We start from the raw sequence: 26,874 nt of genomic DNA, 5'->3' as shown, positions 1-26,874 counted from the left end.
GCTTCGCGTCCGTTGTCACGCCCTGCCCGGTCGGTGAGGAACATTCTTGCTCCCCGCCAGAAGGCATGTCAATGCTTGTCCCCGATTTTGCCGCACCGCGAGATTTTTTTAATTATCGTTTTCCCGATGTAATTTTCGCGTAACGATTCCAGGACGACGAAAACGCGTTCGAACCGGCTTCGCCCGCGCCGTCGGCGGCCTTTTTCGTCCCGCGCCTTATGCCCTGCGGATACGATCGCGACGGCGCACTGCCGTTTCGGCCTCGCGCTGAAAATACTCCCCGACGCCACTGCCGCCGTCCCCGGAAAACGTCGATGCGGCGCAGCAAAAACGCGGCCGGCATCCTGTCACGACGTCAGGGCGCAATCCAGATCAGCGCCGCCATCCGCCCCGTCACGCGATCCCGCCGATACGAATAGAACCGCTCGGGCTGCGTCGCCGTGCAGGCATCGCCGCCGCTGATCCGCCCGATGCCGAGCCGCCGCAACCGCAGCCGCGCCAGCGCCGCGAGATCGGCGAAATACTTGCCCGGCGCGTCGGGACGCGCCGCGAACGCGGCGGCGGTCGCCTCGCGCTCGGCGGCGCCCGCGTGTCCGGCGCCGTCCAGGAATGCCTCGAGGACGTCCGCGCCGACTTCGAACGCCGTCAGACCGATCGCCGGGCCGAGATACGCATGCAGCGCGTCGGCCCCCACGCCCGCGAGCGCCGCGACGCGCGCCGCGGTCCGCTCCACGACGCCGGCCGCGAGCCCGCGCCAGCCTGCGTGGGCCGCGCCGACCGCGCGCCCCTCGCCGTCGCAGAACAGCACGGGCATGCAGTCGGCCACCATCACGACGCAGGCCACGCCGGCGCGATCGGTCACGCTCGCGTCGGCGCGCACGGGCGGCTCGCCGGCCTGCGCGCGCGCAAACACCTCGTGAGCGTCCGCGATGCCCGCGCCATGCACCTGCTCGAGCCACGCGGCCGGCACGCCGGCGAACGCCAGCAGCCGCGCGCGGTTGGCCTCGACGGACGCGGGATCGTCGCCCGAGCGGCGCCCGAGGTTCAGTCCGCCCGGCCGGCCCTCGCCCGACCGCCAGCGGCCGAACGGCGGCTCGCTCACGCCGCCGTTGCGCGTCGTCACGAACGCGCGCACGCGCGGCGAGACGTTCCACGCCGGGTACAGCAGATCGGCCGGCGTCAGTTCAGGCTGGGTCATGCGGGTTCGTCTCCGTCGTCGTATTCGTCATCGTCGCGGCCGTCGTCCCACGTCAGGTCGAACGCCCCGTCATGGCCAGCATCGGCGGCGTCGAAATCGTCGTGGCCGCCGAAGCCGAGCGCCGCGATCAGCGCCGTCATGTCGTCGGGCAAGTCCGCGCGCCACTGCATGGCGCGCTTCGTGCGCGGATGCACGAGGCCGAGCCGCCACGCGTGCAGCGCCTGCCGCGCGAAACCGTCCGGCAACGCCGCCACCGAGCGCTTGCCGCGCGCGCGGCCGTAGACGGGATCGCCGAGCAGCGGATGGCCGGTATGCGCACAATGCACGCGGATCTGGTGCGTGCGCCCCGTCTCCAGATCGCAGTGAATCGCGCTGACCGGCTGGCCCTGCCAGACGGTCGCATCGACGCGACGGAAATGCGTGCGCGCCGGCTTGCCCGCGGCGCCGGCCACGACGGCCATGCGCGTGCGCTCGCGCGAGTCGCGGCCGATCGGCGCGTCGATCGTGCCCTCGTCGGGCATGTTGCCCCAGACGAGCGCGAGGTAGCGGCGCTTGACCGTGCGCGCCTGCAACTGGCGCACAAGATCGGTCTGCGCTTCGAGCGTGCGGGCGACGACCATCAGGCCCGAGGTTTCCTTGTCGAGCCGGTGCACGATGCCCGCGCGCGGCAGCCCCGCCGCCGCGTCGCCGTAGCGGTACAGCAGACCGTTCAGGATCGTCCCGCTCCAGTTGCCGGCCGCGGGATGCACGACGAGGCCCGCCGGCTTGTCGACGACGACGAGCGTGTCGTCCTCGTAGACCACGGCGAGTGGCACGGGCTCGGGCGCGAACGCGAGCTGCTCGGGCAGCAGGTCGGGCTCGAGCTCGATCGTCGCGCCGAGCGCCACCGGCTGGCGCACCCTGGCCGGCGCGCCGTCGACGCGCACGCGCTGCGCCTCGACCCAACCCTGCAGGCGGCTGCGCGAGAACTCGGGAAAGACTTTCGCCAGCACCTTGTCGAGCCGCTCGCCGGCCAGCTCGTCCGGCACCTGCGCGCGCCGCGTTCCGCCGGCGGCGTCCGGCGCCGCGCGCGCGCCGCCGTCCGACGCGTCGGCGGCGAGGTCGTCATCGAGGGCATCGTCCGACGGTGCGTCGCCGGGGGGTGTGCCCAGGCTATAATGCCTGTCGATATTTTGGGCGCCGGCCACGCCGGCACCTGGACGAACTGAACGGGTCATCGAGTCTGAGAGTCCGGGTTACCTGGACCTGAAGCTGAACTGGAAAATGCGAGCCTTGAACACCATCACGAAACTGGCCCAACGTGCGCTGGCCCGAACGAAGACGGGAAGCATGACTGTCGGCAAGCTCCGCGACGCGCTGCGTCTCGTCGCGTGCGGTGCCGCGCTCGCCATGGTGGCCGCGTGCCACGGTCTGCCGCAAAAGACCGACGAAACGGCGACCTGGTCGGGCAACAGATTATATACGGAGGCTCAGGACGCGCTCACGAGCGGCGACTGGACCAAGTGCGCGCAATACTTCCAGGAACTCGAGGGCCGCGACCCGTTCGGCCATTTCGCCCAGCAGGCGCAAATCGACGTCGCCTATTGCCACTGGAAGAACAACGAAAACGACGAAGCCAACGACGCGATCGACCGCTTCATCAAGCTGCACCCGGATCATCCGGACATCGCCTACGCGTACTACCTGAAGGGCATGATCAACTTCAACGACGACCTCGGGTTTCTCGGCCGCTTCTCGGGCCAGGACATGAGCGAACGCGATCCGAAGTCGCTGCGCGAATCGTACGACGCGTTCAAGACCGTCGTCGACAAGTATCCGAACAGCCAGTATGCGCCCGACTCGGCGCAACGGATGCGCTACATCGTGAACGCGCTGGCCTCGCACGAAGTGCACGCGGCCGACTATTACTATCGTCGCGGGGCCTACGTCGCGGCCATCAACCGCGCGCAGCTCGCCATCCAGGACTACCGCAACGCGCCGGCCATCGAGGACGCGCTGCACATCATGATCCTGTCCTACCAGCAGCTCGACCAGCCGAAGCTCGCCAGCGACACGCGCCGCATTCTGGCCTCGACGTTCCCGGACAGCCCGTATATCACCGGCCATCCGCGCCCGGACGCGACGAAACGGCCCTGGTGGCAGTTCTGATCCGATAAGGCTCTCAAGCAAAAACGCCACGGCATGCCGTGGCGTTTTTTATGGCTGGGAGGCCCCGCGCCTGCGCGCTCGGGCACGCTCAATCGCGCTCGAACAGCGCGATCGATTCGACGTGCGACGTATGCGGAAACATGTTGACGACCCCGGCGCCGCGCAGCCGGTAACCGGCCTCGTGGACCAGCAATCCGGCGTCGCGCGCGAGCGTGGCCGGATTGCACGACACGTAGACGATGCGCGCCGGCAACGGCCCGTCGCCGGCCTGCGCGATCTCCGCGAGCGCCTTCGCGACGGCCAGCGCGCCCTCGCGGGGCGGATCGACGAGGAACTTGTCGAACGCGCCGAGCGCGCGCAGATCGTCGGCGCTCACCTCGAACAGGTTGCGGCACGCGAACGAGGTATGGCCGTCCACGCCGTTCGCGCGGGCGTTCTCGAGCGCGCGCGCCGTTAGCGTCTCGCTGCCCTCGATGCCGACCACCTCGCGCGCGAGCCGCGCCAGCGGCAGCGTGAAGTTGCCGATCCCGCAGAACAGGTCGAGCACGCGGTCGCCGGGCCCGGGCGCGAGCAGCCGCAGCGCGCGGGCGACGAGCACACGATTGATCGGGTGATTGACCTGGGTGAAATCGGTCGGCTTGAACGGCATCCGGATGCCGAACTCCGGCAGCGTGTAGTCGAGCGGCGCGTCGGGAGGATAGAACGGCACGACGGTGTCCGGCCCCTTCGGCTGGAGCCAGAACTGCACGCGATGCGCGTCGGCGAAGGTCCGCAGCAGCGCCTCGTCGGCCGCGTCGAGCGGCTCGAGAATGCGCAGCACGAGCGCCGTCACTGTCGAGCCGACGGCCAGTTCGATCTGCGGCAGCCGATCGCGAATCGACAACTGCCCGACGAGCTCGCGCAGCGGCACGAGCAGCGCCGAAACGTGCGGTGGCAGCACTTCGCAGCTCGTCATGTCGGCGACGTAGCTGCTCTTGCGCTCGTGAAAACCGACCAGCACGCCGCCCTTTTTCGGCACGTGGCGCACGGTCAGGCGCGCGCGGTAGCGATAGCCCCACGACGGACCGTGGATCGGCCGGAACATCGTTTCGGCGCGTACCTTCGCAAGATGCGCGAGGTTGTCCTCGAGCACGCGCTGCTTGACGGCGATCTGCGCGCGCACCTCCAGATGCTGCATCGAGCAGCCGCCACAGGTCCCGAAGAACGCGCAGCGCGGATGCGCGCGGGTCACGCTCTCGCGCAGCACGTCGACCACCTGGGCCTGCTCGAAGCTCGGCTTTTTTCGGTAGCTCGAATAGATCACGCGCTCGCCGGGCAAGGCGCCCTCGACGAAGATCACCTTGCCCGGCTCGCCCGTTTCGGTGACGGTACGGCCGACGCCGCGCGCCTCCATGTCGAGCGAATCGATTTCGAGAACCGGGGCGTGACGTTCGGGAGCGACTTGGGACACCAGCGAATTCCTGACTGACAGACGATGAACGGAGACGGCGAAACGCCGCGAAAGGCGAGATTGTAGACGATGTCGCCGCGGCGCCCGCCGACGCGCGGGCGGCCCGTGCCGGATCGCGCCAGGAAACCGCTCAGGCGGAAAACGCCGCCAGATACTCGGCCCAGTGAGGCGCGGGCTCGATCGAGAGGGACTGTTTCACGAGAGCGATTTCGTCCTCGTATTCCTCGGCAGAAAAACCGCCGCGCATCAACTGGAAGCGGCAGTAAAGCAGGTAGGTGTTGACGACGTCGGTTTCGCAGTAGTTGCGGATTTCGTCGATACGCCCCGCCCGGAAGGCCTCCCAGACCTGGCCGCCGTCCATGCCGAGCTTGCCCGGAAAGCCGCAGAGCTTCGCGAGCGCGTCGAGCGGCGCGTTCGCGCGCGCCTGGTACATGGCGAGCAGATCCATCAGGTCGGTATGGCGCGAGTGATAGCGGCTGATGTAATTGTTCCACCTGAAGTCGCGATCGTCCTCGCCGAGATCCCAGTAGCGCGACGCGCGGATGCCGTGAACCAGCCCGCGATAGTGCAGCACGGGCAGATCGAAGCCGCCGCCGTTCCACGACACGAGCTGAGGCGTGTACTTCTCGATGGTGCGGTAGAACGACTGGATCAGCGAAGCCTCGCCGTCGGCGCCCGAACCGAGCGAGCGCACGCGGAACCCGCCGTTGTCGCGGAACACGCACGAGATCGCCGCGACGCGCTGCAGATGATGGGGCAGGAAATCGCTGCCGGTCTTCTCACGCCGGGCGGCGAACGCGTGTTCGGCCACCTCGGCGTCGGTCAGCGTGGCGGGCAGGTCGTCGAGACGGCGAATGCCGTCGACATCGGGAATCGTTTCGATGTCGAATACGAGTACGGGTGTCATGAATTACAGAACGGCGTCCTTGCGCACGCCGTTGGAGGCGAAAAAGCGTTTGAGCCGCACCAGCGCCTCCTGCTGGATCTGCCGCACGCGCTCGCGCGTCAGGCCCATCTCGTCGGCGAGTTCCTCGAGCGTGGCGGGTTCGATGTGGTTCAGGCCGAAACGGCGCTCGATCACGTGCCGGTGCTTGTCCGACAGGCGCGCCAGCCAGGCGCGCGTGAGCGTTTCGAGCTCGCGATGCTGGACCTCGGCGTCGGGCGACTGGCTCTGGTCGTCGGAGAGCAGATCGAGCAGGCTGCTCGCGGGATCGAGGTCGAGCGGCGCGTCGAGCGAGGCCGTGTGCTCGTTGAGGGCGAGGATGTCGGTCACTTCCTCGGTGGTCTTGCCGGTCAGATAGGCGATGTCGTCGATACTGGCGTCGCGCCGCTCGGCCGCCGGACCGGCGTTGAGCGAATTCTTTTCCAGATGGCGCTTCGCGCGCAGCACCTGGTTCAGCTCGCGGATCACGTGGACCGGCAGACGCACCGTGCGCGCCTGGTTCATGATCGCGCGCTCGATGCTCTGGCGAATCCACCAGGTCGCGTAGGTCGAGAAACGGAAGCCGCGCGACGGGTCGAACTTCTCGATGGCGTGCATGAGGCCGAGGTTGCCCTCCTCGATCAGATCGAGCAGCGGCACGCCCCGGTTCAGATAGCCCTTCGCAATGCTGACCACGAGCCGCAGATTGCGTTCGATCATCACCTGCCGCGCCTCGAACTCGCCCTCCCTCGCGAGCCGCGAGTAGCGCTGTTCCTCCTCGACGGTCAGGAGCGGCTTCACGCTGATCCGGTTCAGATAATGCTGGATCGTGTCGGCCGTCAACTCGGCTTGCAACAGCGAGCGAAAATCGTCGGCGTCCGGAATCGTCTCGCCCGAGCCTTCCTCGCGCGAGGCGCCGCCCTCCGCGGCGGCGCCGTCGCGCCCCTCGAAATCGCGACCGCCGTCGAGCTCCGCGAGCCCGTCGTCGTCGCCGGACGCGCCGCCCTCGTCGACCGAAACCGGGCCGGCTGGGCTGTCAGACTCGGTTTTCTGCAGGCGGCGCTTCGATTTCGGCATGGTCGGCTCGCTTATTGCGGCGGCAGATACTTCAACGGATCGACAGGCTTGCCATCACGGCGTACCTCGAAATGCAACATCACGCGGTCCGAGTCCGTGTTGCCCATCTGCGCGATCTGCTGCCCCTTCGTCACCACGTCCCCTTCTTTTACCATCAAAGCCTGGTTGTGTGCATAGGCCGTGAGAAACGTCGCATCATGCTTGATGATAATGAGATTGCCGTATCCGCGCAGCCCATTTCCCGCATAAACCACTCGTCCGTCCGCAGCCGCCCGCACCGGATCGCCCGGTGCCCCGCCGATATTGATGCCCTTGTTCTGCGCATCGTCGAAGCCGTTGAGCACCGGACCGCGGGCCGGCCAGGCGAAATCGATCGAGCCCGGCGCGGCGGCGCCCGTCGTGTCGCTCGCACCGGGCGGTTGCGGCGGAATCATCGTCGCGGTGCTGCCCGGACCGTAGGTCGGCGGCACGGCGGCAGCGGGCGGCGGAACCCCGGCACCCGGCGGCACAGTGGCGCCGGGCGGCGGCGCCATGGCGGTCGGCGGAACCCCGGCGGGCGGCGCGCCCGAGCCCGGCGCTATTGCGCCGGCCGGCGGCGGCGCGCCGAGCGGCGCGCTCTCCACGGCCCCGCCGCCCACCGGCGCCGTCGCGACGCCCGGCGTGTAGGCGGCGCCGTTGGCGCCCGGCGGCACGACACGCAGCAGTTGATCGACCTCGATCTGATTCGGATCCGAGAGATTGTTCCACGCCGCGATGTCGCGATAATTCTGCCCGTTTTCGAGCGCGATCCGATATAGCGTATCGCCTGGCTTGACCCGGTAATAACCCGGAGGGGGCGGGCCGAGCGGCGCGGGCGGCTGAGCCGCCATCGCACCGGGCTGGGTGGAGTAATCGACCACCGGCGCCTGATCCAGCCGCGTCGCACAGGCCGTCAGCAGGGAAAGCACAACCACGCATACGCTACGCTGGGCCACGGTCAGGTCGACGGGGAGGCGGGTTCTTTGCATCGCGCGCAACATACTCATCGGTTTCAGATCACTCCGGATTTTAAGGGGACAAAGAAAACGCGATCAAGCCGCGACTCCCGCCACTGCGCGGGCCCGGTGCGTTCGACGAGCGTAAGCACCTGCGAGGCCTCGCCGGGCGTGCCCTGCTCCGCCACCGGCGCGACCAGCCGGCCGCCGATGGCGAGCTGCTCAAGCAGCGCCTGCGGCACGTCGAGCCCCGCAGCCGCGATCACGATCGCGTCGAACGGCGCCGCCGGCGGCAGGCCGAGCCGCCCGTCGCCATAGTGGAGCCGGATGTTCGGAATGCGCAGGGGGCGCAGGTTCGTCTTGGCCCTCTCGTATAACGGCTTGATGCGCTCAATCGAATACACGTCGCGCGCGATCCGGCTCAGCACCGCGGCCTGATAGCCGCAGCCCGTGCCGATTTCCAGCACGCGGTCGAGGTCGCGGCCCGCGCCGGCGAGTTCGAGCATGCGCGCCACCACCGAGGGCTTCGAGATCGTCTGATGATGGCCGATCGGCAGGGCGGCATCTTCGTAGGCCTGGGCGGCGAGCCCCGGATCGACGAACATGTGGCGCGGCACGCCCGCGAGCGCCTGCAGCACGCGCGGGTCGGTTACGCCGTTCGCGCGCAGGCGTTCGACCATGCGCTCGCGCACCCGTTCCGAAGTCAGCGCGAGCGCCCCGTTCAGCGCGACGGCGGGCGCGCCGCCGACGGACGGCAGACTCGCGCGCGGGAGGGCGGCGGCGAGAGGAAAATCGGGGCGCCGGGCCGGCGGCTTGCCGGCCGGCCCGGCCGCATGTCGCGCCGGGCCGGTCGCGGCAACGGCTTTCGGTCCGCCCGCGACCTTCGTGATGCCGGCCGGCGCGGCGGACGACGCGCGGGCCGGCACCGCCGCCGTCGCGGTGCCCCCCGCCGCCGTCGCGGACTTGTGGCGCGCGGCGCCGACGGCGCCCTTGCCCGTGCCGGGCTGAGACACGCGTGCCTCGCCGGGCCGCTCGTCGCGCCGGCGCGGCTCGCGCTCGAGATCCGCGAGACCCAGCGGAAAACGCTTCGGACGCGCGCCGCTGGTCATGAAGCGCCGCCGCCGGCACGCGCCCATTCGCGCGTGGCCGACAGCATCTGCGTGTGAGTGAGGTCGAGCTGCAGCGGCGTGATCGACACGTGCCCCTGCGAGACCGCGTGGAAATCCGTCCCGTCGCTCGCGTCGCGCGCGCCTCCCGACGGACCGATCCAGTAGATCGGCTCGCCGCGCGGGTTGGTCTGCCGGATCACGGGCTGCGACGGATGACGCTTGCCGAGACGCGTCACGCGCCACTCGCCCATCTCGTCGTAAGGCAGGTTCGGAATGTTGACGTTCAGGAGCGGATGCCCGGGCAACGGATGCGCGATGTAGTGCGCGACGATCTCGGCCGCCACGCGCGCGGCGGCGTCGAGGTGGACCCAGTCCTTGTCGACGAGCGAGAAGGCGATCGCCGGCACGCCGAACATGATGCCTTCGGTCGCGGCCGCGACGGTGCCCGAATACAGCGTGTCCTCGCCCATGTTCTGTCCGTTGTTGATGCCGGAGACGACGAGGTCGGGCATCTCGTCGAACATGCCCGTCAGGGCGATGTGCACCGAATCGGTCGGCGTGCCGTTCACGTAATGGAATCCGTTCGCCGAGCGCAGGACCGACAGCGGACGCCACAGCGTGAGCGAATTCGACGCGCCGCTGCAGTTTTGCTCGGGCGCCATCACCGTGACCTCGGCGAACGGCCTGAGCGCGTCGTGAAGCGCGCTCAGGCCGGGCGCGAGATAGCCGTCGTCGTTGCTGATCAGGATTCGCATCAGCGGATTGTAACCGAGGAAAGATGGCACGCGAACGACGTGCGAGCGCCCCGGAACGGGGCCCGCCGGGGCGGCGTCCGGCGAACGTCTGAGGCGGTATCGGAAGCGGTGCCGGCGGCTAGAGCGAGCGCCGGTCGAGCATCGCGCGCGCGATCGTGCCGGCGTCGACGTATTCGAGCTCGCCGCCCACCGGCACGCCGCGGGCGAGCCGCGTCACCGCGAGGCCGCGCGCCTTGAGCGTCTGACCGAGATAGTGCGCGGTCGCCTCGCCCTCGTTCGTGAAGTTGGTGGCCAGCACGACCTCCTTCACGACGCCGTCGGTAGCGCGCTTCACGAGGCGATCGAAGTGGATCTCCTTCGGACCGATGCCGTCGAGCGGGCTCAGCCGCCCCATCAGCACGAAATACAGCCCGCGATAGGTCATCGTCTGCTCGAGCATGATCTGGTCGGCCGGCGTCTCGACCACGCACAGCAGCGTGGGGTCGCGCGTCTCGTCGAGGCAGACCTCGCAGATCGACGCCTCGGTGAAGGTATTGCACTTCTCGCAGTGCTGCAGATTACCGGTCGCGAACAGCAACGCGCGGCCGAGCTTTTCGGCGCCCTCGCGATCGTGCTGCATCAGATGATAGGCCATGCGTTGCGCCGACTTCGGCCCGACGCCGGGCAGCGCGCGCAGCGCTTCGACAAGGGCCGCCAGGGCGGAAGGCTGTTTCATGCGGAGTCGGCGTGGCAAGTCGGCGGAGGAAAAATGCGGCGTTCGTCCGGCAGGCGAAGCGCGCCTGCCATGGGCGCCAGGCGGCGTTCGTCCGCCCGGGAAGGCCTCGTGCCGGAACGCTCAGAACGGCAGCTTGAAGCCCGGCGGCAGCGGCAGGCCCGCCGTCATGCCGCCCATCTTTTCCTGGCTCGTCGCCTCGGCCTTGCGGATCGCGTCGTTGAACGCCGCCGCGACGAGGTCTTCGAGCATGTCCTTGTCGTCCGCGAGCAGGCTCGGATCGATCGAGACGCGGCGCACGTCGTTGCGGCAGGTCATCGTCACCGTGACAAGCCCCGCGCCGGACTGCCCCTCCACCTCGATCTCGGCGAGTTGCTCCTGCATCTTCTTCATGTTTTCCTGCATCTGCTGGGCCTGCTTCATCAGCCCGGCAAGTTGGCCTTTCATCATCGTCATGCTCCTTCAGGATCGGGTGGAATTCGGGACATACGCCCCGTCGGTGCGGGGACGCGCGGTTATTTTCGATTCAATGGACGGTCTGCGTGCCGCCGGGCCCCGCATCGGACGCGAGCGGCCGGACCGAACCCGGCACGATGCTCGCGCCGAAGTCGCGGATCAGCGCCTGGACGAACGGATCGCCGCCGATCTCGCGCTCGGCCTCGCGCTGACGCTCGGCCCGCGCAGCCGCATCGAGCACGGCGGCCGTGCGCCGCGCGGGACCGACCGTGACCTGCACGTCGAGCGGCCTGCCGAGCTTCCCGGCCAGCGCGGCCTTGAGCTTCGCCACCTGGGAAGCTTCGGCGTATTGCGGCACGGGCACGTTGAGCCGCAGCGTCTCGCCGTCGAGCGCGGTCAGCTCGCTGTTGAACGCGAGCTGATACGCAATGCCCTTGAGCGGCAGATCGGCCGCCAATTCGGGCCAGTCGCCGGCAAAGCCGAGCGCGTCGAGCGCGATGCCGGGCGGCAACTGGCTCACGTCGACGACCTCGACCGGCGGCTCCGCCGCCGCGCCGCGTCGCGGCGACTCGCCGGGATCGTGATCGAACACGGGCACGAAGCCGTCGTCGGGCGGTGCGAACCAGGCGTCGTCGGCCGTCGCCGGCACGTAGTCGTCGGGCGGCGGCGCGTCGTCCCAGGGCGGAACGGCTTCCGCCCTATTCGCTCCGCCCGCCTGCCGGGCCGCGCCGTTGCGCGCTTCGACGCCGGCCCGCGCGCCTTGCGACGCGACGCGACGCGACGGGTCCGGCGTCGGCACGACGACGGCGGCGCGCGGCGCGGCCGGCTTTGACGGAGCCGCCGGCACGACGTGCGCCCCGCGACCGGACGAAATCTTCATGCCGGCGTTGCGCAGCACGTCGAGCGCCGCGCTGGCGCCGCCGCCTCGACGTTGCGCGGCATCGGGCGCCGTCGCTACGGCGTTTTCGCCGGGTGCCGGCAATACGGCTTTTTCGGTCTCCTCTTTTGCCGGCAGCGCCTGCGGCCCCTGGCTATCGACGGTGGAGACCTCGACGACATTCGCCGCCTTGTCTTCAGGCAGCGTGGCAACGGAGTTCGAGGAAGCAGACTCGACGGATACCGGCTGAGGCGCCGGCACGTCCGTCGCCTCCGGCACAGAAGAAGACGGTTCGTCCGCAGTCTTGCCAACGACGGGAGATTCTGTCGTGCCGGCAAGCCCCTCCGCGGACGGAACCACCGGCTTCGGCTGCACCGCCACGCCGGCCGCCGCCGCGCTTGCCGCTCCCTGCCCCGCCGTCATCGCCGGCGCCGGCGAACGGCCGCCCGTGCCCGTCGCCTGAGCCGGCTTCGAAACCGGCCCGCTACCGCTGCCGCCTCCCGCCGAGGCGGAAGGCTCGAACGCCAGCATGCGCAGCAACGTCATCGTGAACCCGGCGTACTCGTCGGGCGCCAGCCCCAGTTCGCTACGTCCGAGCGTCGCGATCTGATAGAAAAGCTGCACCTGCTGCGGATCGATCCCCTGCGCGAACCGGCGCAGGTCACCCGCTTCCGGCCATTCGTCGAGTACCGACGACGGCGAGAACTGCGCCCAGGCGATGCGATGGAACAGGCTCGCCAGATCCTGCAGGGCCGTGGAAAACGACAGGCTGCGCAGCGCCATCTCGTCGGCGATCGCCAGCACCGCCGGACCGTCGCCGGCCACGAGCGCGTCGATGAGCCGGATCAGATAGCTCTGGTCGAGCGCGCCGAGCATGCCACGCACGGCCTCCTCGCTGACCTGGTTCGCCGAATAGGCGATCGCCTGGTCGGTCAGCGAAAGCGCATCGCGCATCGAGCCGTCCGCCGCGCGCGCGAGCAGCCGCAGCGCCTGCGGCTCGAACGCGACCTGCTCCTCGCCGAGGATGCGTTCCAGATGCGACACGATGTGTCCCGCCGGCATCTGTTTCAGGTTGAACTGCAGGCAGCGCGAAAGCACCGTCACCGGAATTTTCTGGGGATCGGTAGTCGCAAGAATGAACTTGACGTGCTGCGGCGGCTCCTCGAGCGTCTTCAGCATCGCGTTGAACGCGTGGTTCGTGAGCATGTGCACTTCGTCGATCATGTAGACCTTGAAGCGCGCATCCACCGGCGCATAGACGGCGCGCTCGAGTAGCGCGGCCATCTCGTCGACGCCGCGGTTGCTCGCCGCGTCCATCTCGACGTAGTCGACGAAACGCCCTTCGTCGATTTCCCGGCAGGCCCGGCATACGCCGCACGGCGTCGAGCTCACGCCGGTCTCGCAGTTGAGCGCCTTCGCGAAGATCCGCGACAGCGTGGTCTTGCCGACGCCGCGCGTACCCGTGAACAGATACGCGTGATGCAGACGCCCGCCGTCGAGCGCATGCGTGAGCGCGCGCACCACGTGCTCCTGTCCGACGAGCGAAGCGAAATCCTTCGGCCGCCACTTGCGTGCGAGAACTTGATAGGTCATCCGGAAATTGTATCAGCATCGTCCGGTCGAAAAACCGGATCGACGGCGGGCGAAGCGGGCAACAACCGGAGCACGGTGCCGCCCTGCCGGAAGAGCGAGCGATTCGAGCAGCAGTCCAGGCAGTCCGGCCGTTTATTTTCCTGTTACGGCCAATGTAAAAACTTCGCCCCGAAGGCCGTCTTTTCGCAGCCGACCTCCGCACAAAACCTGTTCCCGCCCATTATTAGCAGACCAATTCAGATATTGACGGAGCGCGCTCATGGGCAACAATCCCGTTTCTTCCCGATATACCAACCACGGCAACGGCAACGAATATGCCTCGGATGAATACCTGCGGCATCATGAAATCGGATCGGGCCGGGCCCAGTCCGACCAGAACCATCGCCCGGTACAAAATCAGAATATTCCGAACAACACGCGCCTGCGCTCGGGGGATAACCGCCAGATCAGCCAACAGTTGCAGGGTATTTCTCCGTACACGTCGACTTCTACCAGTTATCAGCACCGCAGCGGTAGCAAACGGATCCCGACCCAAGTCAATTCGCCCCAAGGAGTCTCCAAGGCGACTTTTACATGGGGGCAACCCGGCATCGAGGCAACGCAAAGCACGCTCAAAAACGACAAGCGGCGTTCTGCCGTTGAAAACGGCCATATCACGCGAGGCACATTCCAGGCCGATCCAAACGGCAAATTAAATCACCTGGAGAATGTTCATTTCGTCAGAAAACGATAAGAACGCTATCGGCGGATTGGGGATTTTTAAAGTCGGCGTGCGGCATGTAGCCAGCGACTGCCCGGGAATGGAAAGACGGTGAGGAAGGAAGGTGACGAGCCTGACCCTCGGCACTGGCGGAAAACGGCTGTGGCTGCTTCGTTCCCGACCTGACCAGGTTGACCGCGCCTCCATGCGAGGAGGCCCGTCACGGTGCATTCTAACATCGCTCGCGCGGCAATGCGACCGCTACCTCAGCCCGCAAACGAAAATCGCGCCGATCCGTATCTTCGAAACGCCTCGAAACGGTTCGCGCCGGCCACGGGATCGATGCCGGTTCATCGGCCAACACGCCCGCCCGATCGGCCCGTTCGCACAAAACCCTGCTGCCGGCAGGCCTGCTATCGCCTGCCGGCAACGCATAGCGATTTAGGCTACACTGGCGCTGAGAATAAAGGACTGTCCCGGGGGCCTGACCATTCGTCCCGGCACAGCCGCGGAACATCTTTTTTATCGGATGCGTTCGCAGTGCCGCCAGCCCCACGGCGGCCCGGATATTTTTTTAGTTTTAGTGTATCGTGGCGGGCAATTCAGTCAGCCTCGATGCAAAGAGGTATTCACACAATGAGCGAACAAATCAAGCATATCAGCGACGCGTCGTTCGAGCAGGACGTCGTGAAATCCGACAAGCCCGTGCTGCTCGACTTCTGGGCCGAATGGTGCGGCCCGTGCAAGATGATCGCGCCGATTCTCGACGAAGTGGCGAAGGACTACAGTGACCGTCTGCAGATCGCGAAGATCAACGTGGACGAGCATCAGTCGATTCCGGTCAAGTTCGGCGTGCGCGGCATCCCCACGCTGATCCTGTTCAAGAACGGCGCCGTGGCCGCGCAAAAGGTCGGCGCGCTTTCCAAATCGCAACTGACCGCGTTCCTCGACAGCCATCTGTAAAGCGATGCTGCGCCCGCTTCCGGAGCGTGTTGTCGGCTGACAACACGCTCCGCGAAAACACGCGAGCCACGGCGGCGGTCCGCCGCGTGTGCTATGCTAGAATTCATAAAGCGTCGGACAGACGCATAAAGCCTTTCGAGCGGTTCCGCTCACTTCTCCTCCCAGATTTCATTCGTCGCACTCCTCCCCGGCGGGTTCTCCGTATGCATTTATCCGAGCTTAAGTCTCTGCACGTGTCCGAATTGATCGAGATGGCCAACGGCCTCGAGATCGAAAGTGCGAACCGCCTGCGCAAGCAGGAGTTGATGTTCGCGATTCTCAAGAAGCGCGCCAAGACCGGCGAAACGATTTTCGGCGACGGCACGCTCGAAGTGCTGCCGGACGGCTTCGGCTTTTTGCGCTCGCCGGAAACCTCGTACCTCGCGAGCACGGACGACATCTACATCAGCCCCTCGCAGATCCGCCGCTTCAATCTGCACACCGGCGACACGATAGAAGGCGAAGTCCGCACGCCGAAGGACGGCGAGCGCTACTTCGCGCTCGTCAAGGTCGACAAGGTCAACGGCCAGCCGCCCGAGGCCTCGAAGCACAAGATCATGTTCGAGAACCTCACGCCGCTGCACCCGAACAAGGTGCTGCTGCTCGAGCGCGAAATGCGCGGCGAGGAGAACGTGACGGGCCGCATCATCGACATGATCGCGCCGATCGGCAAGGGCCAGCGCGGCCTATTGGTGGCCTCGCCGAAGTCGGGCAAGACGGTCATGCTTCAGCACATCGCGCACGCGATCAAGCAGAACCATCCCGACGTCGTGCTGTTCGTGCTGCTCATCGACGAACGCCCCGAGGAAGTGACCGAAATGCAGCGCTCGGTGGCGGGCGAAGTGATCGCCTCGACGTTCGACGAGCCGGCCGCGCGCCACGTGCAGGTCGCCGAAATGGTGATCGAGAAAGCCAAGCGTCTCGTCGAAATGAAGCACGACGTCGTGATCCTGCTCGATTCGATCACGCGTCTCGCGCGCGCCTACAACACGGTCGTGCCGGCCTCGGGCAAAGTGCTGACGGGTGGTGTCGACGCGAACGCGCTGCAGCGGCCGAAGCGCTTCTTCGGCGCGGCGCGCAACATCGAGGAAGGCGGCTCGCTCACGATCATCGGCACCGCGCTGATCGAAACGGGCAGCCGCATGGACGACGTGATCTACGAAGAGTTCAAGGGCACAGGCAACATGGAAGTGCACCTCGAGCGGCGTCTCGCGGAAAAGCGCGTCTACCCTTCGATCAACCTGAACAAGTCGGGCACGCGCCGCGAAGAGCTGCTGATCAAGCCGGACATCCTGCAAAAGATCTGGGTGCTGCGCAAGTTCATCCATGACATGGACGAAGTCGAATCCATGGAATTCCTGCTCGACAAGGTCCGCCAGACCAAGAGCAATTCCGAGTTCTTCGAGATGATGCGGCGCGGCGGCTGACGCCGGTTGCCGGTTGCCGGCTTCTCGCTCACGCCCGACGCCCGCTCATGCGGGCGTTTTTCGTTGGGCCGCTTGCCCGGTCTCGCCGGACGACGAACGCGCCGCTGCCGTTGCGCGGTTTGCCGGCCGGAGTTTGCTGCTATCGTTCGGCGTGTATCAGGACGCATTCGCGTAACGGATCGACATCCGCCCCTCACCCGATGCTGACGAAACTTGCACACTGGCTCGACACGCGACGCCGCTCGCGCGCGCTGCGCACCCATCCGGTCGACGACGCGCTATGGCAACGCACGCTCGACGGCCTGCCGTTCCTCGCCCATCTCGAAACCGCCGACCTCGCCCGGTTGCGGGAGTTGACGAGCCTCTTTCTCGCGCAGAAGGAGTTTTCGACGGCGCACGCGCTCGAACTGACCGACGAGATGGTCACGGCGATCGCGGCCCAGGCCGCGCTGCCGGTGCTGAACCTGAGCCTCGACTTCTACCGGGGCTGGGTCGGCGTCATCGTTTATCCGGGCGAGTTCGTGATCCGCAAGACGGTCGAGGACGAGGCCGGCGTCGTCCACGAAGTCGAGCAGGACGCGAGCGGCGAGGCCTGGGACGGCGGTCCCGTGATCCTGTCGTGGGAAGACGCGCAGATGACGGACGAGCGCGACGCCTACAACGTCGTGATCCACGAATTCGCCCACAAGATCGACATGCTGAACGGCGCCGCCGACGGGCATCCACCGCTCTTTCGCCGCTGGCACGCGCCGCTCGACGCGGCGGCCTGGGCCGACGTATACGACCACGCCTACGACCAGTTCTGCGCGAAAGTGGACGCGGTCCCGCAGCGGCGCTGGTCGCGCTTCGAGCGCGAATCGCTGATCGACCCTTATGCGGCCGATCATCCGTCTGAATTCTTCGCGGTCTGCAGCGAAGCCCTGTTCGTGCAGCCGCACGCGTTCGAGGCCGAATATCCGGAACTGTACCGGCTCCTCGCGCGCTATTACCGGCAGGACCCGGCAAAGGTCGGCGCGCTCGCCGGCCCGATTACCTGAACGGAAAACCTCGAGAAACTCGCCAGGTAGCTGATTTTCTGGCATAATCGCCTTTTTTCGACCTCAGGCAAGTGGCTCGCGCCCAATCGCTCTCAGTCGCCGCCCGTGCAAGGCAACGCATGGCGCATGCACGGGCGGCACGCGGGTTGGCTACCGTCCGTTTCAGGAAAAACCATGAAAGAGAACACCCATCCGGATTACCGCGAAGTTCTGTTCATCGACGTTTCGAACGACTTCAGGTTTGTGACCCGCTCGACCATCCAGACCCGCGAGACCGCCGAATTCAACGGCAAGACCTATCCGCTCGCGAAGATCGAAGTGTCGTCGGAATCGCACCCGTTCTACACGGGCACGCAAAAGATCATGGACACGGCCGGCCGCGTCGAAAAGTTCAACAAGAAGTTCGGCGTGCGCGCCACGGGCAAGGCCGCGAAGTAAGCTTCGCGACGCCGGCCTCGAGCCGTCTCCCCGCACGGAGAAAAGGGCAGCCTCGGCTGCCCTTTTTCGTCGGCGCACTTACCGGCGCATGAACCGGGTCTCCCGTGCGGACCCAAACGTTGTCGGACCGCGGTGCGTCGTGACGCGCCGCAGCCGGCACGACTACAATGCCGGATGCTCCGGACCCGCCCACCGGCCCGGCAGCGCGTCTACCGGCGCGCGGGTCCGCCCACCCGACACCTTCGCATTGCATGAAGCCAGTCGCTTTTCGCCTCACTGCCTCCGCCACCAGCGCATTGCCGCGCTGGCTGCTGCTCGCCATCTGCATCGTCTACGCGGCGTTCGGCCTGTTCGGCCGCGATCCGTGGAAAAACGAGGATGCGGCCGGCTTCGGCGTGATGTGGACGATGGCGGACGGCACCGCGCACGACTGGCTGCTGCCCAATCTCGTCGGCAAGTACCTGACGACCGAGGGCCCGTTCGGCTATTGGCCCGGCGCGGCCTGCATCCGGATCTTCGGGCCGTGGCTCGACGCCAGCGACGCCTCGCGCGTGGCGACGGGCGTGCTGTTCTGCCTCGCCTGCGCGTTCGTATGGTACAGCGCCTATCTGCTTGGCCGCCGCGCCGAGGTACAGCCGTTCAAGTACGCGTTCGGCGGCGAGCCCGAGCCGCGCGACTACGGCCGCACGCTCGCCGACGGCGCCCTGCTGATCCTGCTCGCCTGCTTCGGCCTCGCCGAGCGCGGCCACGAAACCACGCCGCAACTCACGGAGTTCGTCGCCGTCGCGATGCTCGTCTACGGGCTCGTGCGCGCCGTCGACAAGCCGATCCAGGGCTCGCTCTGGTGGGGACTCGCCATCGGCATCATGATGCTGGCGAGCAGCCCGGTGCTGGCCGGCGCGCTGCTCGTGGGCACGCTCGCGATGCTCGTCCTCGCGCCCCAGACCCGCACGCGCTGGCTCGCCCTCGCCGGCCTGCCCGTCGCCGTGGTGCTTGCGCTCTCCTGGCCGCTCGTCGCGCTGCACGCCTACCCCGACGACGCCTCGTGGTTCCTCGACCAGTGGATGCGCGCCAGCGTCGACGCCTTCTCCGGGCCGCCGGGCTCGATGCTGGGCTACGCGGCCAAGAACCTGCCGCTTTTCACCTGGCCCGCCTGGCCGCTCGCGCTCTGGGCATGGATTAGCTGGACCGGCCTGCGGCGCGCGCCGCACATCGCGATTCCGCTCGCGGTCGCGCTGCCGCTGCTCCTCCTCGTCATCGCGCAGAGCCACGAGAGCAACCGCCTCTTCATCCTGCTGCTGCCGGCGCTCTCGACGCTCGCCGCCTTCGCGCTGCCGACGCTCAAGCGCGGCGCGATCAACGCCATCGACTGGTTCGCCGTTCTGAGCTTCACGATTCTCGGCTCGTTCGTCTGGCTCGTCTGGCTCGCCAGCCTGACGGGCTTTCCCGCGCCGCTCGCGCGCAATCTCGCGCGTTTCGCGCCGGGCTTCGCGCCGCAATTCCGGATCGAGTCGTTCGTCTGCGCGCTGGCCGTCACGCTCGGCTGGATCGCGCTCGTGCAGTGGCGCATCTCGCGCCAGCCGAAGGTGCTCTGGCGCAGCGTCGTGCTGTCGAGCGCCGGCACCACGCTGATGTGGGTGCTGCTGATGACGCTCTGGCTGCCCGTCGTCAACTACAGCCGTACGTACCGGGACGTCGCGCAGCAGATCGCGAGCCACCTGCCCGAGGACTACACCTGCATCTCGCCGGTGCGGCTCGGCGATGCGCAGATCGCGACGTTCGCCTATTTCGGCAAGATGCGCTTCTCGTTCGACGAAGACTGCGACGTGATCCTGCGCCAGGACAGCCAGGACTTCAGCGACCCGAGCGCGATGCCGAACTTCGTCTGGAAGCTGGTCTGGGAAGGCCGCCGCGCCGCCGACCGCGACGAACGTTTCCGCCTGTACGTGCGCACCGACCGGCCGAAGCCGCCGACCGTGCGGCATCACTACTGGCGCAAGCGCCCGGATTGAGGGCGCGCGCGTGTTCGAACATCTGCGCAGGATCGCCGGCCTCGCGTGGCCGGTGCTGATCGGTCAGCTCGCCATCATCGCGTTCGGGGTCATCGACACCGCGATGGTCGGGCGCTACTCCGCGCTCGACCTCGCCGCGCTCGGGCTCGGCTCGTCGATCTACGTGTCCGTGTACATCGGACTGACCGGCATTCTGACCGCCCTGCAACCCGTCGCCGCGCAGCTCTACGGCGCGCGGCGCGACGAGGAGATCGGCGAGGAGGTCCGCCAGGGGTTGTGGCTCGCGCTGGCGCTGATGGCGATCGGCTTCGTGATCCTCTATTTTCCCGGCCCGCTGCTCGACCTCGCCCACGCGGACGGCGCGCTGCGCGAGCGCACGCTCGACTACCTGCGGCTGCTCTCGTTCGGCCTGCCCGGCAGCCTCGTGTTCCGCCTCTACAGCTCGCTCTCCAACGCGGTCGGCCGCCCGCGCCTCGTGATGATCCTGCAGGTCGGCGCGCTCGCGCTGAAGGTGCCGCTCAACACCTGGCTGATTTTCGGCGGCTTCGGCATCCCCTCGCTCGGCGGCCCCGGCTGCGCGCTGGCGAGCACCGCGCTCAACTGGGCGCTCGCCGTGCTGGCCGTCGTCGCGATGGCGAAGCTCGACGTGTTCGCGCCGTTCGGCATCTTCCGGCGCGCCGGCTGGCCGCAATGGCGCCGCCAGGCGGAACTGCTCAAGCTCGGCCTGCCGATGGGGCTCTCGTACCTGATCGAGGTCACGTCCTACACGTTCATGGCGCTCTTCATCGCGCGCTTCGGCGCGACGACGCTCGCCGGCCACCAGATCGCGAGCAACCTCGGCGCGGTGCTGTACATGACGCCGCTGTCGATCGGCGTCGCCACCTCGACGCTCGTCGCCCAGGCGCTCGGCGCGCAGCGTCCGGCCGAGGCGCGGCTGCTCGCGCGCCACGGCATCGCCACGGCCTGCGTCATCGCCTGCTGCTATGGGGCCATCGTGCTGGCATTGCGACCGCTGATCATCGGCGGCTACACGCCGAACCCGGCCGTTGCGGCGGCCGCGATGCCGCTCGTCACGATCGTGACGTTCTACCACCTGTTCGACGCGCTGCAGATCACCACCGTGTTCGCGCTGCGCGCCTACAAGGTGGTGGTCGTGCCGACCGTGATCTACGCGCTCGCGCTCTGGGGCGTCGGGCTCGGCGGCGGCTATCTGCTCGGCTTCGACGTGATCGGCGCGACGCCCACCGCCCTCACGGGCGCGCGCGGCTTCTGGTTCGCAAACATGGCGAGCCTCGTGATCGCGGGCGTCGGGCTCGCCGTCTATCTGTCCCGCGTGAGCGCGCGAACGCTGCACGAGGCTCGCGAAACGCCCGGGGCGCAAGGCGCCCAGCCGCGCGCCTGAGCCTGGGCCGGGCGGACGCCTCCGCCCGCGCTCACCGTCGATCTCCCCTGCCTCCCGGCACGCAAAAAGCACGGTTCGTCCATTTCCGGTATACCACCGGACTTGCACTACACGCGAAACGCAGCATCACTAACCGATGAATGCCGCCGCCGTTCCCGGCGCCGGCTTTTTGCCCTCAATGGAGTGACCATCATGCTGAAAAAGCTGTTGATGCTGTGCATTGTCGTCGGCCTGTCGCTCGGCGCCGCGCTGGCGTCGGCCGTCGAGGTCAACACCGCGGACGAAGCCGCGCTCGAAACGGTAAAGGGTATCGGCCCGGCCCACGCCAGGGCCATCATCGACGAGCGGACGAAGAACGGACCCTTCAGGAACGCGGACGACCTCGTCGCCCGGGTCAAGGGCATCGGTCCGAAATCAGTCGTGAATCTTGAGGCGGCCGGACTCACCATCAACGGCTCGGCAGCAGCGCCCACCGGCAGCAAGGCCGGCAAGGGCGGCAAGAGCAGCGCCATCGCCGGCGCCGGCACGACGACCACCGCGGCCGCTGCAGCCGACACGGCCACGCCCTCGCCCGCAGCGACGACGACAGCCGACACCGCGTCGTCGGCCAGGTCCGCGCATACGAGACGCCGCGGCAGGAAGAACAGCGCAGCCGCGAGCGCCGCATCGGCGACGGACGCTGCCGGGGCCAGCGCGCCGACGGCAGCCTCGTCCGCGAAGACCTCGCGCTCGAGACGCGGACACCACGGCAAGGCGGCCTCGGCGGCTACCGCATCGGGCGGCTAAACCCGCGTTCCCACACAAGCATTCGGGCGGGACGACGATAGGCCGTCCCGTCCGGCTCCGCGGCGCCGGACGAGCCCGACGGGATCGACCGGCCCGCATGTCGTCGCGACGGCGCAAGCCCGTCGCGCCTTTCTTCAAGTGAGATCGTCATGAGCCTGCTAGACACCCTCGGTTCCCTGCTCAATTCGTCCAACTCGCCGTCGCCGCAGGGCGGCCACGAGGCGCTCGTCGCCGCCGCGATGGACTTCGTCAACAACCAGCCCGGCGGGCTGAACGGCCTGGTCGAGAAGTTCCAGCAAGGCGGCGCGGGCGACGTCATCCAGTCGTGGATCGGCAACGGCGAAAACCAGCCGATCGGGGCCGACCAGCTCCAGAACCTGCTCGGTTCCGACGCCGTATCCGGCATCGCGCAGAAGATCGGCCTGCAGCCGGACCAGGTGAGCGGCCTGCTATCGCAGGTGCTGCCTCACGTCGTCAACGCGGCCACGCCGGACGGCCAGGCGCCGGCCGACGGCACGCTCGGCAGCGAGAACGTGCTGGGCTCGCTCGGCGGACTGGCCTCCTCGCTGTTCGGCGGCAAGAGCGCCTCCTGAGACGGCAAAAAAAGCAGGGCGACGAATCACTTCGTCGCCCTGCTTCGTTGCTTTTTTCGTCGCCGCTTTCGTGACGTCGTACCGGGCGCGGCATGCGCCCGGTACGCATTCAGTGCACGACGCGCTCGAACACGAACTTGCCGTCGTGGACGTCGACCGGAATCACGTCCTTCGGACCGAACCGGCCCGCGAGAATCAGCTTCGCGACCGGGTTCTCGATCTCCTGCTGAATCGCGCGCCGCAACGGCCTCGCCCCGAAGAGCGGGTCGTAGCCGACCTTGCCGATCTGCTCGAGCGCCTCGTCCGACACCACGAGCTGCATGTCTAGCTTCGCCAGCCGGTCGTGCAGCCGCTGTAGCTGGATCTTCGCGATCGACTGGATGTTCTCGCGACCGAGCGAATGGAACACGACGACGTCGTCGATCCGGTTCAGGAACTCGGGCCGGAAATGCAGCTTCACCTCGGCCCACACCGCGTCCTTCACCGCTTCCTGCGACTCGTCGGCCATCGACTGGATCAGTTGCGAACCCAGGTTCGACGTCATCACGATCACCGTGTTCTTGAAGTCGACCGTGCGTCCCTGCCCGTCGGTCATGCGGCCGTCGTCAAGCACCTGCAGCAGCACGTTGAACACGTCCGGGTGCGCCTTCTCGATCTCGTCGAGCAGAATCACGCTATACGGCTTGCGGCGCACGGCCTCGGTCAGGTAGCCGCCCTCCTCGTAGCCGACGTAGCCCGGCGGCGCGCCGATCAATCGCGCGACGCTGTGCTTCTCCATGAACTCGCTCATGTCGATGCGGATCAGATGCTCCTCCGAATCGAACAGGAAGCCCGCGAGCGCCTTGCAGAGCTCGGTCTTGCCCACGCCCGTCGGGCCAAGGAACAGGAACGAACCGTACGGCCGGTTCGGGTCCGACAGCCCGGCGCGCGAGCGGCGGATCGCGTCGGCGACCGCATCGATGGCCTCGTTCTGGCCGACCACGCGCTCGTGCAGCTTCTCCTCGATGTGCAGCAGCTTTTCGCGCTCGCCCTGCATCATGCGCGAGACGGGAATGCCCGTCGCGCGCGAGACGACCTCGGCGATTTCCTCCGCGCCGACCTGCGTGCGCAACAGACGCGGCCGGCCCGGATTGCCCTGCTCCTTCGCCTCGGCCTGCGTCACCTGTTTGAGCTGAGCCTCGAGCTGGGGCAGCTTGCCGTACTGAAGTTCGGCGACCTTCTCGAGCTTGCCCTCGCGCTGCAGACGCGCGATTTCCGCACGCGTCCGCTCGATCTCTTCCTTCAGTTGCGCGCTGCCCTGCACGGCCGCCTTCTCGGCCGTCCAGATTTCCTCGAGGTCGGAATACTCGCGATTCAGCCGCTCGATTTCCTCCTCGATCAGTTGCAGACGCTTTTGCGACGCCTCGTCCTTCTCCTTCCTGACGGCCTCGCGCTCGATCTTCAACTGGATGAGCCTGCGGTCGAGCCGGTCCATTTCCTCGGGCTTCGAATCGATTTCCATCTTGATCTTCGAGGCAGCCTCGTCGATCAGGTCGATCGCCTTGTCGGGCAGGAACCGGTCGGTGATGTAGCGATGCGAAAGCTCCGCGGCCGCGACAATGGCCGGGTCGGTAATCTCGACACCATGATGCAGTTCGTACTTCTCCTGCAGACCGCGCAGGATCGCGATGGTCGCCTCGACCGACGGCTCGTCGACGAGCACCTTCTGGAAGCGGCGTTCGAGCGCCGCGTCCTTCTCGATGTACTTGCGGTATTCGTCGAGCGTGGTCGCGCCGATGCAGTGCAGCTCGCCGCGCGAGAGCGCCGGCTTGAGCATGTTGCCGGCGTCCATCGCGCCCTCGGCCTTGCCCGCGCCGACCATCGTGTGGATTTCGTCGATGAAGACGATGGTCTGCCCTTCGTCCTTCGCGATGTCGTTGAGCACGGCCTTCAGGCGCTCCTCGAACTCGCCGCGATACTTCGCGCCGGCAAGCAGCGCCGCCATGTCGAGCGCGAGCACGCGCTTGCCCTTGAGCGTTTCGGGCACCTCGCCGTTGACGATGCGCTGCGCGAGCCCCTCGACGATCGCCGTCTTGCCGACGCCCGGCTCGCCGATCAGCACCGGGTTGTTCTTGGTGCGGCGCTGCAGGATCTGGATCGAGCGGCGAATTTCGTCGTCGCGGCCGATCACGGGGTCGAGCTTGCCCGAACGCGCGCGCTCGGTCAGGTCGACCGTGTACTTCTTGAGCGCTTCGCGCTGGCTCTCCGCGTCCTGGCTGTGCACCTGCGAGCCGCCGCGTACGGCGGCGATGGCAGCTTCGAGCGCCTTGCGCGTCAGGCCGTGCTCGCGCGCGATGCGGCCCGCGTCGCTCCGGTCGTCGGCGACGGCGAGCAGGAACATTTCGCTGGCGATGTAGGTGTCGTTGAGCTTCTGCGCTTCCTTGTCGGCCTGGTTGAGCAGCCCGGCGAGGTCGCGGCCGACCTGCACGTTGCCGTCGGTGCCCTGCACCTGCGGCAGACGGCCGATTGCCTGCTCGAGCGCGCCTTGCAGCGCCTGCACGTGGACGCCCGCGCGCGAGAGCAGCGAGCGCGCCGAGCCGTCCTGCTGGGCGACGAGCGCCGCGAGCAGGTGGACCGGCTCGATGTACTGGTTGTCGTGGCCGACCGCGAGACTCTGCGCGTCCGCCAGCGCTTCCTGGAACTTGGTGGTGAGTTTGTCGATTCTCATCTGGAACGAGACCTCCGTATGCTGACTGTCACCAAATTTGAGGTTGACTGCGGCGGTTTCAAGCGCGAATTCGGCACTTTTCCGCCGATTCCGGCATTCGTCCGGACGGGCCCGAATCGGGTCCGCCCCGGCCGGGGCTCAGCAGCCGGCGGCCGGATCCGCCGGGTCGACGGACCGGCTGGCCGCCGGCACGCGCGCGCCCGGCCGCAACGGCCGTGCCATGCCGAGCAGCTCCGCGAGCACGTCGGCCGGCTGCGCCAGGTCGCCCAGCGTATGCCGGTCCAGCTCGGCAAGAAAAGCCCGGCGCGCCGCATCGAGCACGTGTCTGAGCCGGCATTGCGATTCGATGACGCAACCGCGTCGCGCGCCATGCTCGTCGGGGAAACAGCCGACCAGCGCAAAATCGCTCTCCGTCGCCCGCACCACTTCGCCAATGCTCAACGCGACCGAACCCGCCGCAAGCCGCAGACCGCCGTTGCGGCCCCGGACCGTCTCGACCCAGCCCAGCTCGCCCAGCCGCCGCACGACCTTCATGAGATGGTTCTTCGAAATACCATAGGCATCCGAAATCTCCTGCACCGTCGCGAACCCGTCGGGCCGGACGGCGAGGTAGAGCAGCGTGCGCAGCGAATAGTCGGTGTAATCGGTCAGTCTCATTGGGGAGCGTCGATCGCCAGTTGCCGCGGCACGGGGCCCGTGCCGCCACGCCGGGCCCCTCGTCGTCGCGACGGACCTTACGACGCACGGTACGCTCCGACACGCGCGGGTATCATTGTGTCCCAGTTTGTCCCGCCGCCACGGCGAACGTGCCCGGTGCGGCATGTTGCGCAGTCCGGAAGAAGTGCCGCCGGGAAACCGCGAGGCGACGCTTACCGCCCCCAGCTCCGCAGCAAAACCCCCGCCCATCTTTCCCACCCGAACCGATGACCCAATCCGCCATTCCAGCCGCCGGAACGCGGCACGACGAGCCCGACGAAACCAACATCCGCGCGTTGGTCTACACGTTCTACGACCGCGTTCGCGAAGATGCGACGCTCGGCCCGGTGTTCGAGGCCGCGCTGGCCGGCCGCTGGGACACCCATCTGCCGAAGATGTGCCGGTTCTGGGCCAGCCTCGTGCTCGGCGCGAAAACGTATCAGGGCAATCTCGTGCAGGCCCACCAGCCGCTCGAAGGCATCGAGCCGCAGCACTTCAGCCGCTGGCTGTATCTGTTTCTCGACACCGTCGAATCGCGCTATACGCCGGCCGCCGCCGTGCGTTTCATGGAGCCCGCGCTGCGCATCGCGCAAAGCCTGCAATTCAGCCGGTACGGCTGGGACTACGCGATTCCCGCGGAGCAGCAGGCGCTGCTCGAACGCATCGCGCCGCGCCGCCGGCCGGCGGACGACGATCACGAGGTCCATGCGCGGCCGGAGCGTTCCGCCGGCGAGCCGTTTCCGGCGAAAATCGTCGGGCAACCATCTGGCGGCGCCTGATCGGGCCTCAGCCGGCGACAAGGC

Annotated in this window: 24 protein-coding genes and 1 other RNA gene; 11 read left to right on the top strand and 14 right to left on the bottom strand. The window is 67.6% G+C overall.

What is annotated here, in order from left to right; all coding sequences use genetic code 11:
• Nucleotides 1-355: 355 nt before the first annotated feature.
• Together pgeF and CY652_RS04555 are read right to left on the bottom strand one after the other, a co-directional pair.
• Entirely contained in the window at nucleotides 356-1,198 is an 843-nt protein-coding gene (gene pgeF, locus CY652_RS04560; RefSeq protein ID WP_102129517.1) for a peptidoglycan editing factor PgeF, read from the bottom strand.
• Nucleotides 1,195-2,415 carry an RluA family pseudouridine synthase gene (locus CY652_RS04555; protein WP_102129516.1) on the bottom strand — a complete coding sequence of 407 codons (1,221 nt, stop codon included), beginning with the start codon at nucleotides 2,413-2,415 and terminating at the stop codon, nucleotides 1,195-1,197. The genes pgeF and CY652_RS04555 overlap by 4 nt, the downstream gene beginning before the upstream one ends.
• A 112-nt stretch (nucleotides 2,416-2,527) precedes the next feature.
• On the opposite strand from CY652_RS04555, the gene CY652_RS04550 reads away from it, so the two are divergent.
• On the top strand, nucleotides 2,528-3,346 hold the full coding sequence (locus CY652_RS04550) for an outer membrane protein assembly factor BamD (protein ID WP_258002187.1): 819 nt from the start codon (nucleotides 2,528-2,530) through the stop codon (nucleotides 3,344-3,346).
• 88 nt (nucleotides 3,347-3,434) lie between these two features.
• Here the strand turns inward: CY652_RS04550 and rlmD are convergent, their stop codons facing one another.
• The 9 genes from rlmD to dnaX form a co-directional block, all read right to left on the bottom strand.
• Nucleotides 3,435-4,739 (bottom strand): 23S rRNA (uracil(1939)-C(5))-methyltransferase RlmD, encoded by a 1,305-nt coding sequence (gene rlmD / locus CY652_RS04545; RefSeq protein ID WP_374703628.1) that lies wholly within the window; start codon nucleotides 4,737-4,739, stop codon nucleotides 3,435-3,437.
• A 187-nt stretch (nucleotides 4,740-4,926) separates the two neighbouring features.
• A complete protein-coding gene (locus tag CY652_RS04540) occupies nucleotides 4,927-5,703 on the bottom strand; it encodes a 3'-5' exonuclease (RefSeq protein ID WP_102129513.1) in 777 nt (258 codons plus the stop codon).
• 3 nt (nucleotides 5,704-5,706) lie between these two features.
• The gene (gene rpoS, locus CY652_RS04535; protein WP_102129512.1) at nucleotides 5,707-6,795 is read right to left on the bottom strand and encodes an RNA polymerase sigma factor RpoS; all 1,089 of its coding nucleotides are present in this window, start codon (nucleotides 6,793-6,795) and stop codon (nucleotides 5,707-5,709) included.
• Between the two features lie 11 nt (nucleotides 6,796-6,806).
• Entirely contained in the window at nucleotides 6,807-7,820 is a 1,014-nt protein-coding gene (locus CY652_RS04530; RefSeq protein ID WP_102129511.1) for a peptidoglycan DD-metalloendopeptidase family protein, read from the bottom strand.
• 5 nt (nucleotides 7,821-7,825) lie between these two features.
• Nucleotides 7,826-8,905, bottom strand: coding sequence for a protein-L-isoaspartate(D-aspartate) O-methyltransferase (locus CY652_RS04525; protein WP_102129510.1), 1,080 nt, complete (start codon nucleotides 8,903-8,905; stop codon nucleotides 7,826-7,828).
• Nucleotides 8,875-9,633 carry a 5'/3'-nucleotidase SurE gene (gene surE, locus CY652_RS04520; RefSeq protein ID WP_102129509.1) on the bottom strand — a complete coding sequence of 253 codons (759 nt, stop codon included), beginning with the start codon at nucleotides 9,631-9,633 and terminating at the stop codon, nucleotides 8,875-8,877. Before surE ends, CY652_RS04525 begins: the two co-directional genes overlap by 31 nt.
• 118 nt (nucleotides 9,634-9,751) lie before the next feature.
• Complete coding sequence (recR, locus tag CY652_RS04515) at nucleotides 9,752-10,348, bottom strand: recombination mediator RecR (protein WP_102129508.1); 597 nt, start codon at nucleotides 10,346-10,348, stop codon at nucleotides 9,752-9,754.
• A gap of 120 nt (nucleotides 10,349-10,468) precedes the next feature.
• Nucleotides 10,469-10,795, bottom strand: a complete 327-nt coding sequence (locus CY652_RS04510; RefSeq protein ID WP_102129626.1) for a YbaB/EbfC family nucleoid-associated protein — start codon at nucleotides 10,793-10,795, stop codon at nucleotides 10,469-10,471.
• Nucleotides 10,796-10,871: 76 nt separating this feature from the next.
• Nucleotides 10,872-13,271: a DNA polymerase III subunit gamma/tau gene (dnaX, locus tag CY652_RS04505; RefSeq protein ID WP_102129507.1), complete on the bottom strand. Its 2,400-nt coding sequence runs from the start codon at nucleotides 13,269-13,271 to the stop codon at nucleotides 10,872-10,874.
• A 259-nt stretch (nucleotides 13,272-13,530) separates the two neighbouring features.
• On the opposite strand from dnaX, the gene CY652_RS23820 reads away from it, so the two are divergent.
• On the top strand, nucleotides 13,531-14,004 hold the full coding sequence (locus CY652_RS23820) for a hypothetical protein (RefSeq protein ID WP_146010026.1): 474 nt from the start codon (nucleotides 13,531-13,533) through the stop codon (nucleotides 14,002-14,004).
• A 90-nt stretch (nucleotides 14,005-14,094) separates the two neighbouring features.
• Here the strand turns inward: CY652_RS23820 and ffs are convergent.
• Nucleotides 14,095-14,193: signal recognition particle sRNA small type (ffs, locus tag CY652_RS04500), an RNA gene on the bottom strand.
• A gap of 414 nt (nucleotides 14,194-14,607) precedes the next feature.
• Here ffs and trxA point away from each other — a divergent pair.
• From trxA to CY652_RS04460, 8 genes are all read left to right on the top strand, one after another.
• On the top strand, nucleotides 14,608-14,934 hold the full coding sequence (gene trxA / locus CY652_RS04495) for a thioredoxin TrxA (protein WP_102129506.1): 327 nt from the start codon (nucleotides 14,608-14,610) through the stop codon (nucleotides 14,932-14,934).
• A 203-nt stretch (nucleotides 14,935-15,137) separates the two neighbouring features.
• A complete protein-coding gene (gene rho, locus CY652_RS04490) occupies nucleotides 15,138-16,400 on the top strand; it encodes a transcription termination factor Rho (protein WP_102129505.1) in 1,263 nt (420 codons plus the stop codon).
• 200 nt (nucleotides 16,401-16,600) lie between these two features.
• Nucleotides 16,601-17,437: a zinc-dependent peptidase gene (locus CY652_RS04485; protein WP_102129504.1), complete on the top strand. Its 837-nt coding sequence runs from the start codon at nucleotides 16,601-16,603 to the stop codon at nucleotides 17,435-17,437.
• A 174-nt stretch (nucleotides 17,438-17,611) separates the two neighbouring features.
• Entirely contained in the window at nucleotides 17,612-17,875 is a 264-nt protein-coding gene (locus tag CY652_RS04480; RefSeq protein WP_102129503.1) for a type B 50S ribosomal protein L31, read from the top strand.
• Nucleotides 17,876-18,126: 251 nt separating this feature from the next.
• Nucleotides 18,127-19,887 carry an ArnT family glycosyltransferase gene (locus CY652_RS04475; protein WP_102129502.1) on the top strand — a complete coding sequence of 587 codons (1,761 nt, stop codon included), beginning with the start codon at nucleotides 18,127-18,129 and terminating at the stop codon, nucleotides 19,885-19,887.
• A gap of 10 nt (nucleotides 19,888-19,897) precedes the next feature.
• Nucleotides 19,898-21,289, top strand: coding sequence for an MATE family efflux transporter (locus CY652_RS04470; protein ID WP_102129501.1), 1,392 nt, complete (start codon nucleotides 19,898-19,900; stop codon nucleotides 21,287-21,289).
• Between the two features lie 192 nt (nucleotides 21,290-21,481).
• Nucleotides 21,482-22,075, top strand: a complete 594-nt coding sequence (locus CY652_RS04465; protein WP_102129500.1) for a ComEA family DNA-binding protein — start codon at nucleotides 21,482-21,484, stop codon at nucleotides 22,073-22,075.
• 143 nt (nucleotides 22,076-22,218) lie between these two features.
• Nucleotides 22,219-22,668, top strand: a complete 450-nt coding sequence (locus CY652_RS04460) for a YidB family protein (protein WP_374703627.1) — start codon at nucleotides 22,219-22,221, stop codon at nucleotides 22,666-22,668.
• A 109-nt stretch (nucleotides 22,669-22,777) separates the two neighbouring features.
• Here CY652_RS04460 and clpB read toward each other — a convergent pair whose 3' ends face one another.
• Both clpB and CY652_RS04450 read right to left on the bottom strand, forming a co-directional pair.
• The gene (clpB, locus tag CY652_RS04455) at nucleotides 22,778-25,375 is read right to left on the bottom strand and encodes an ATP-dependent chaperone ClpB (protein WP_102129498.1); all 2,598 of its coding nucleotides are present in this window, start codon (nucleotides 25,373-25,375) and stop codon (nucleotides 22,778-22,780) included.
• Between the two features lie 138 nt (nucleotides 25,376-25,513).
• Nucleotides 25,514-26,032, bottom strand: coding sequence for an Rrf2 family transcriptional regulator (locus CY652_RS04450; protein ID WP_102129497.1), 519 nt, complete (start codon nucleotides 26,030-26,032; stop codon nucleotides 25,514-25,516).
• A gap of 266 nt (nucleotides 26,033-26,298) precedes the next feature.
• Between CY652_RS04450 and CY652_RS04445 the strand changes: the two genes are divergently transcribed.
• Nucleotides 26,299-26,850, top strand: coding sequence for a group III truncated hemoglobin (locus CY652_RS04445; protein WP_102129496.1), 552 nt, complete (start codon nucleotides 26,299-26,301; stop codon nucleotides 26,848-26,850).
• Nucleotides 26,851-26,874: the final 24 nt, after the last annotated feature.

The organism is Burkholderia sp. WAC0059 (assembly GCF_002870125.1).
In the GTDB taxonomy this organism is placed as follows: Bacteria; Pseudomonadota; Gammaproteobacteria; order Burkholderiales; family Burkholderiaceae; genus Paraburkholderia.
This window is presented reverse-complemented; position numbering and strand designations above follow the sequence as displayed.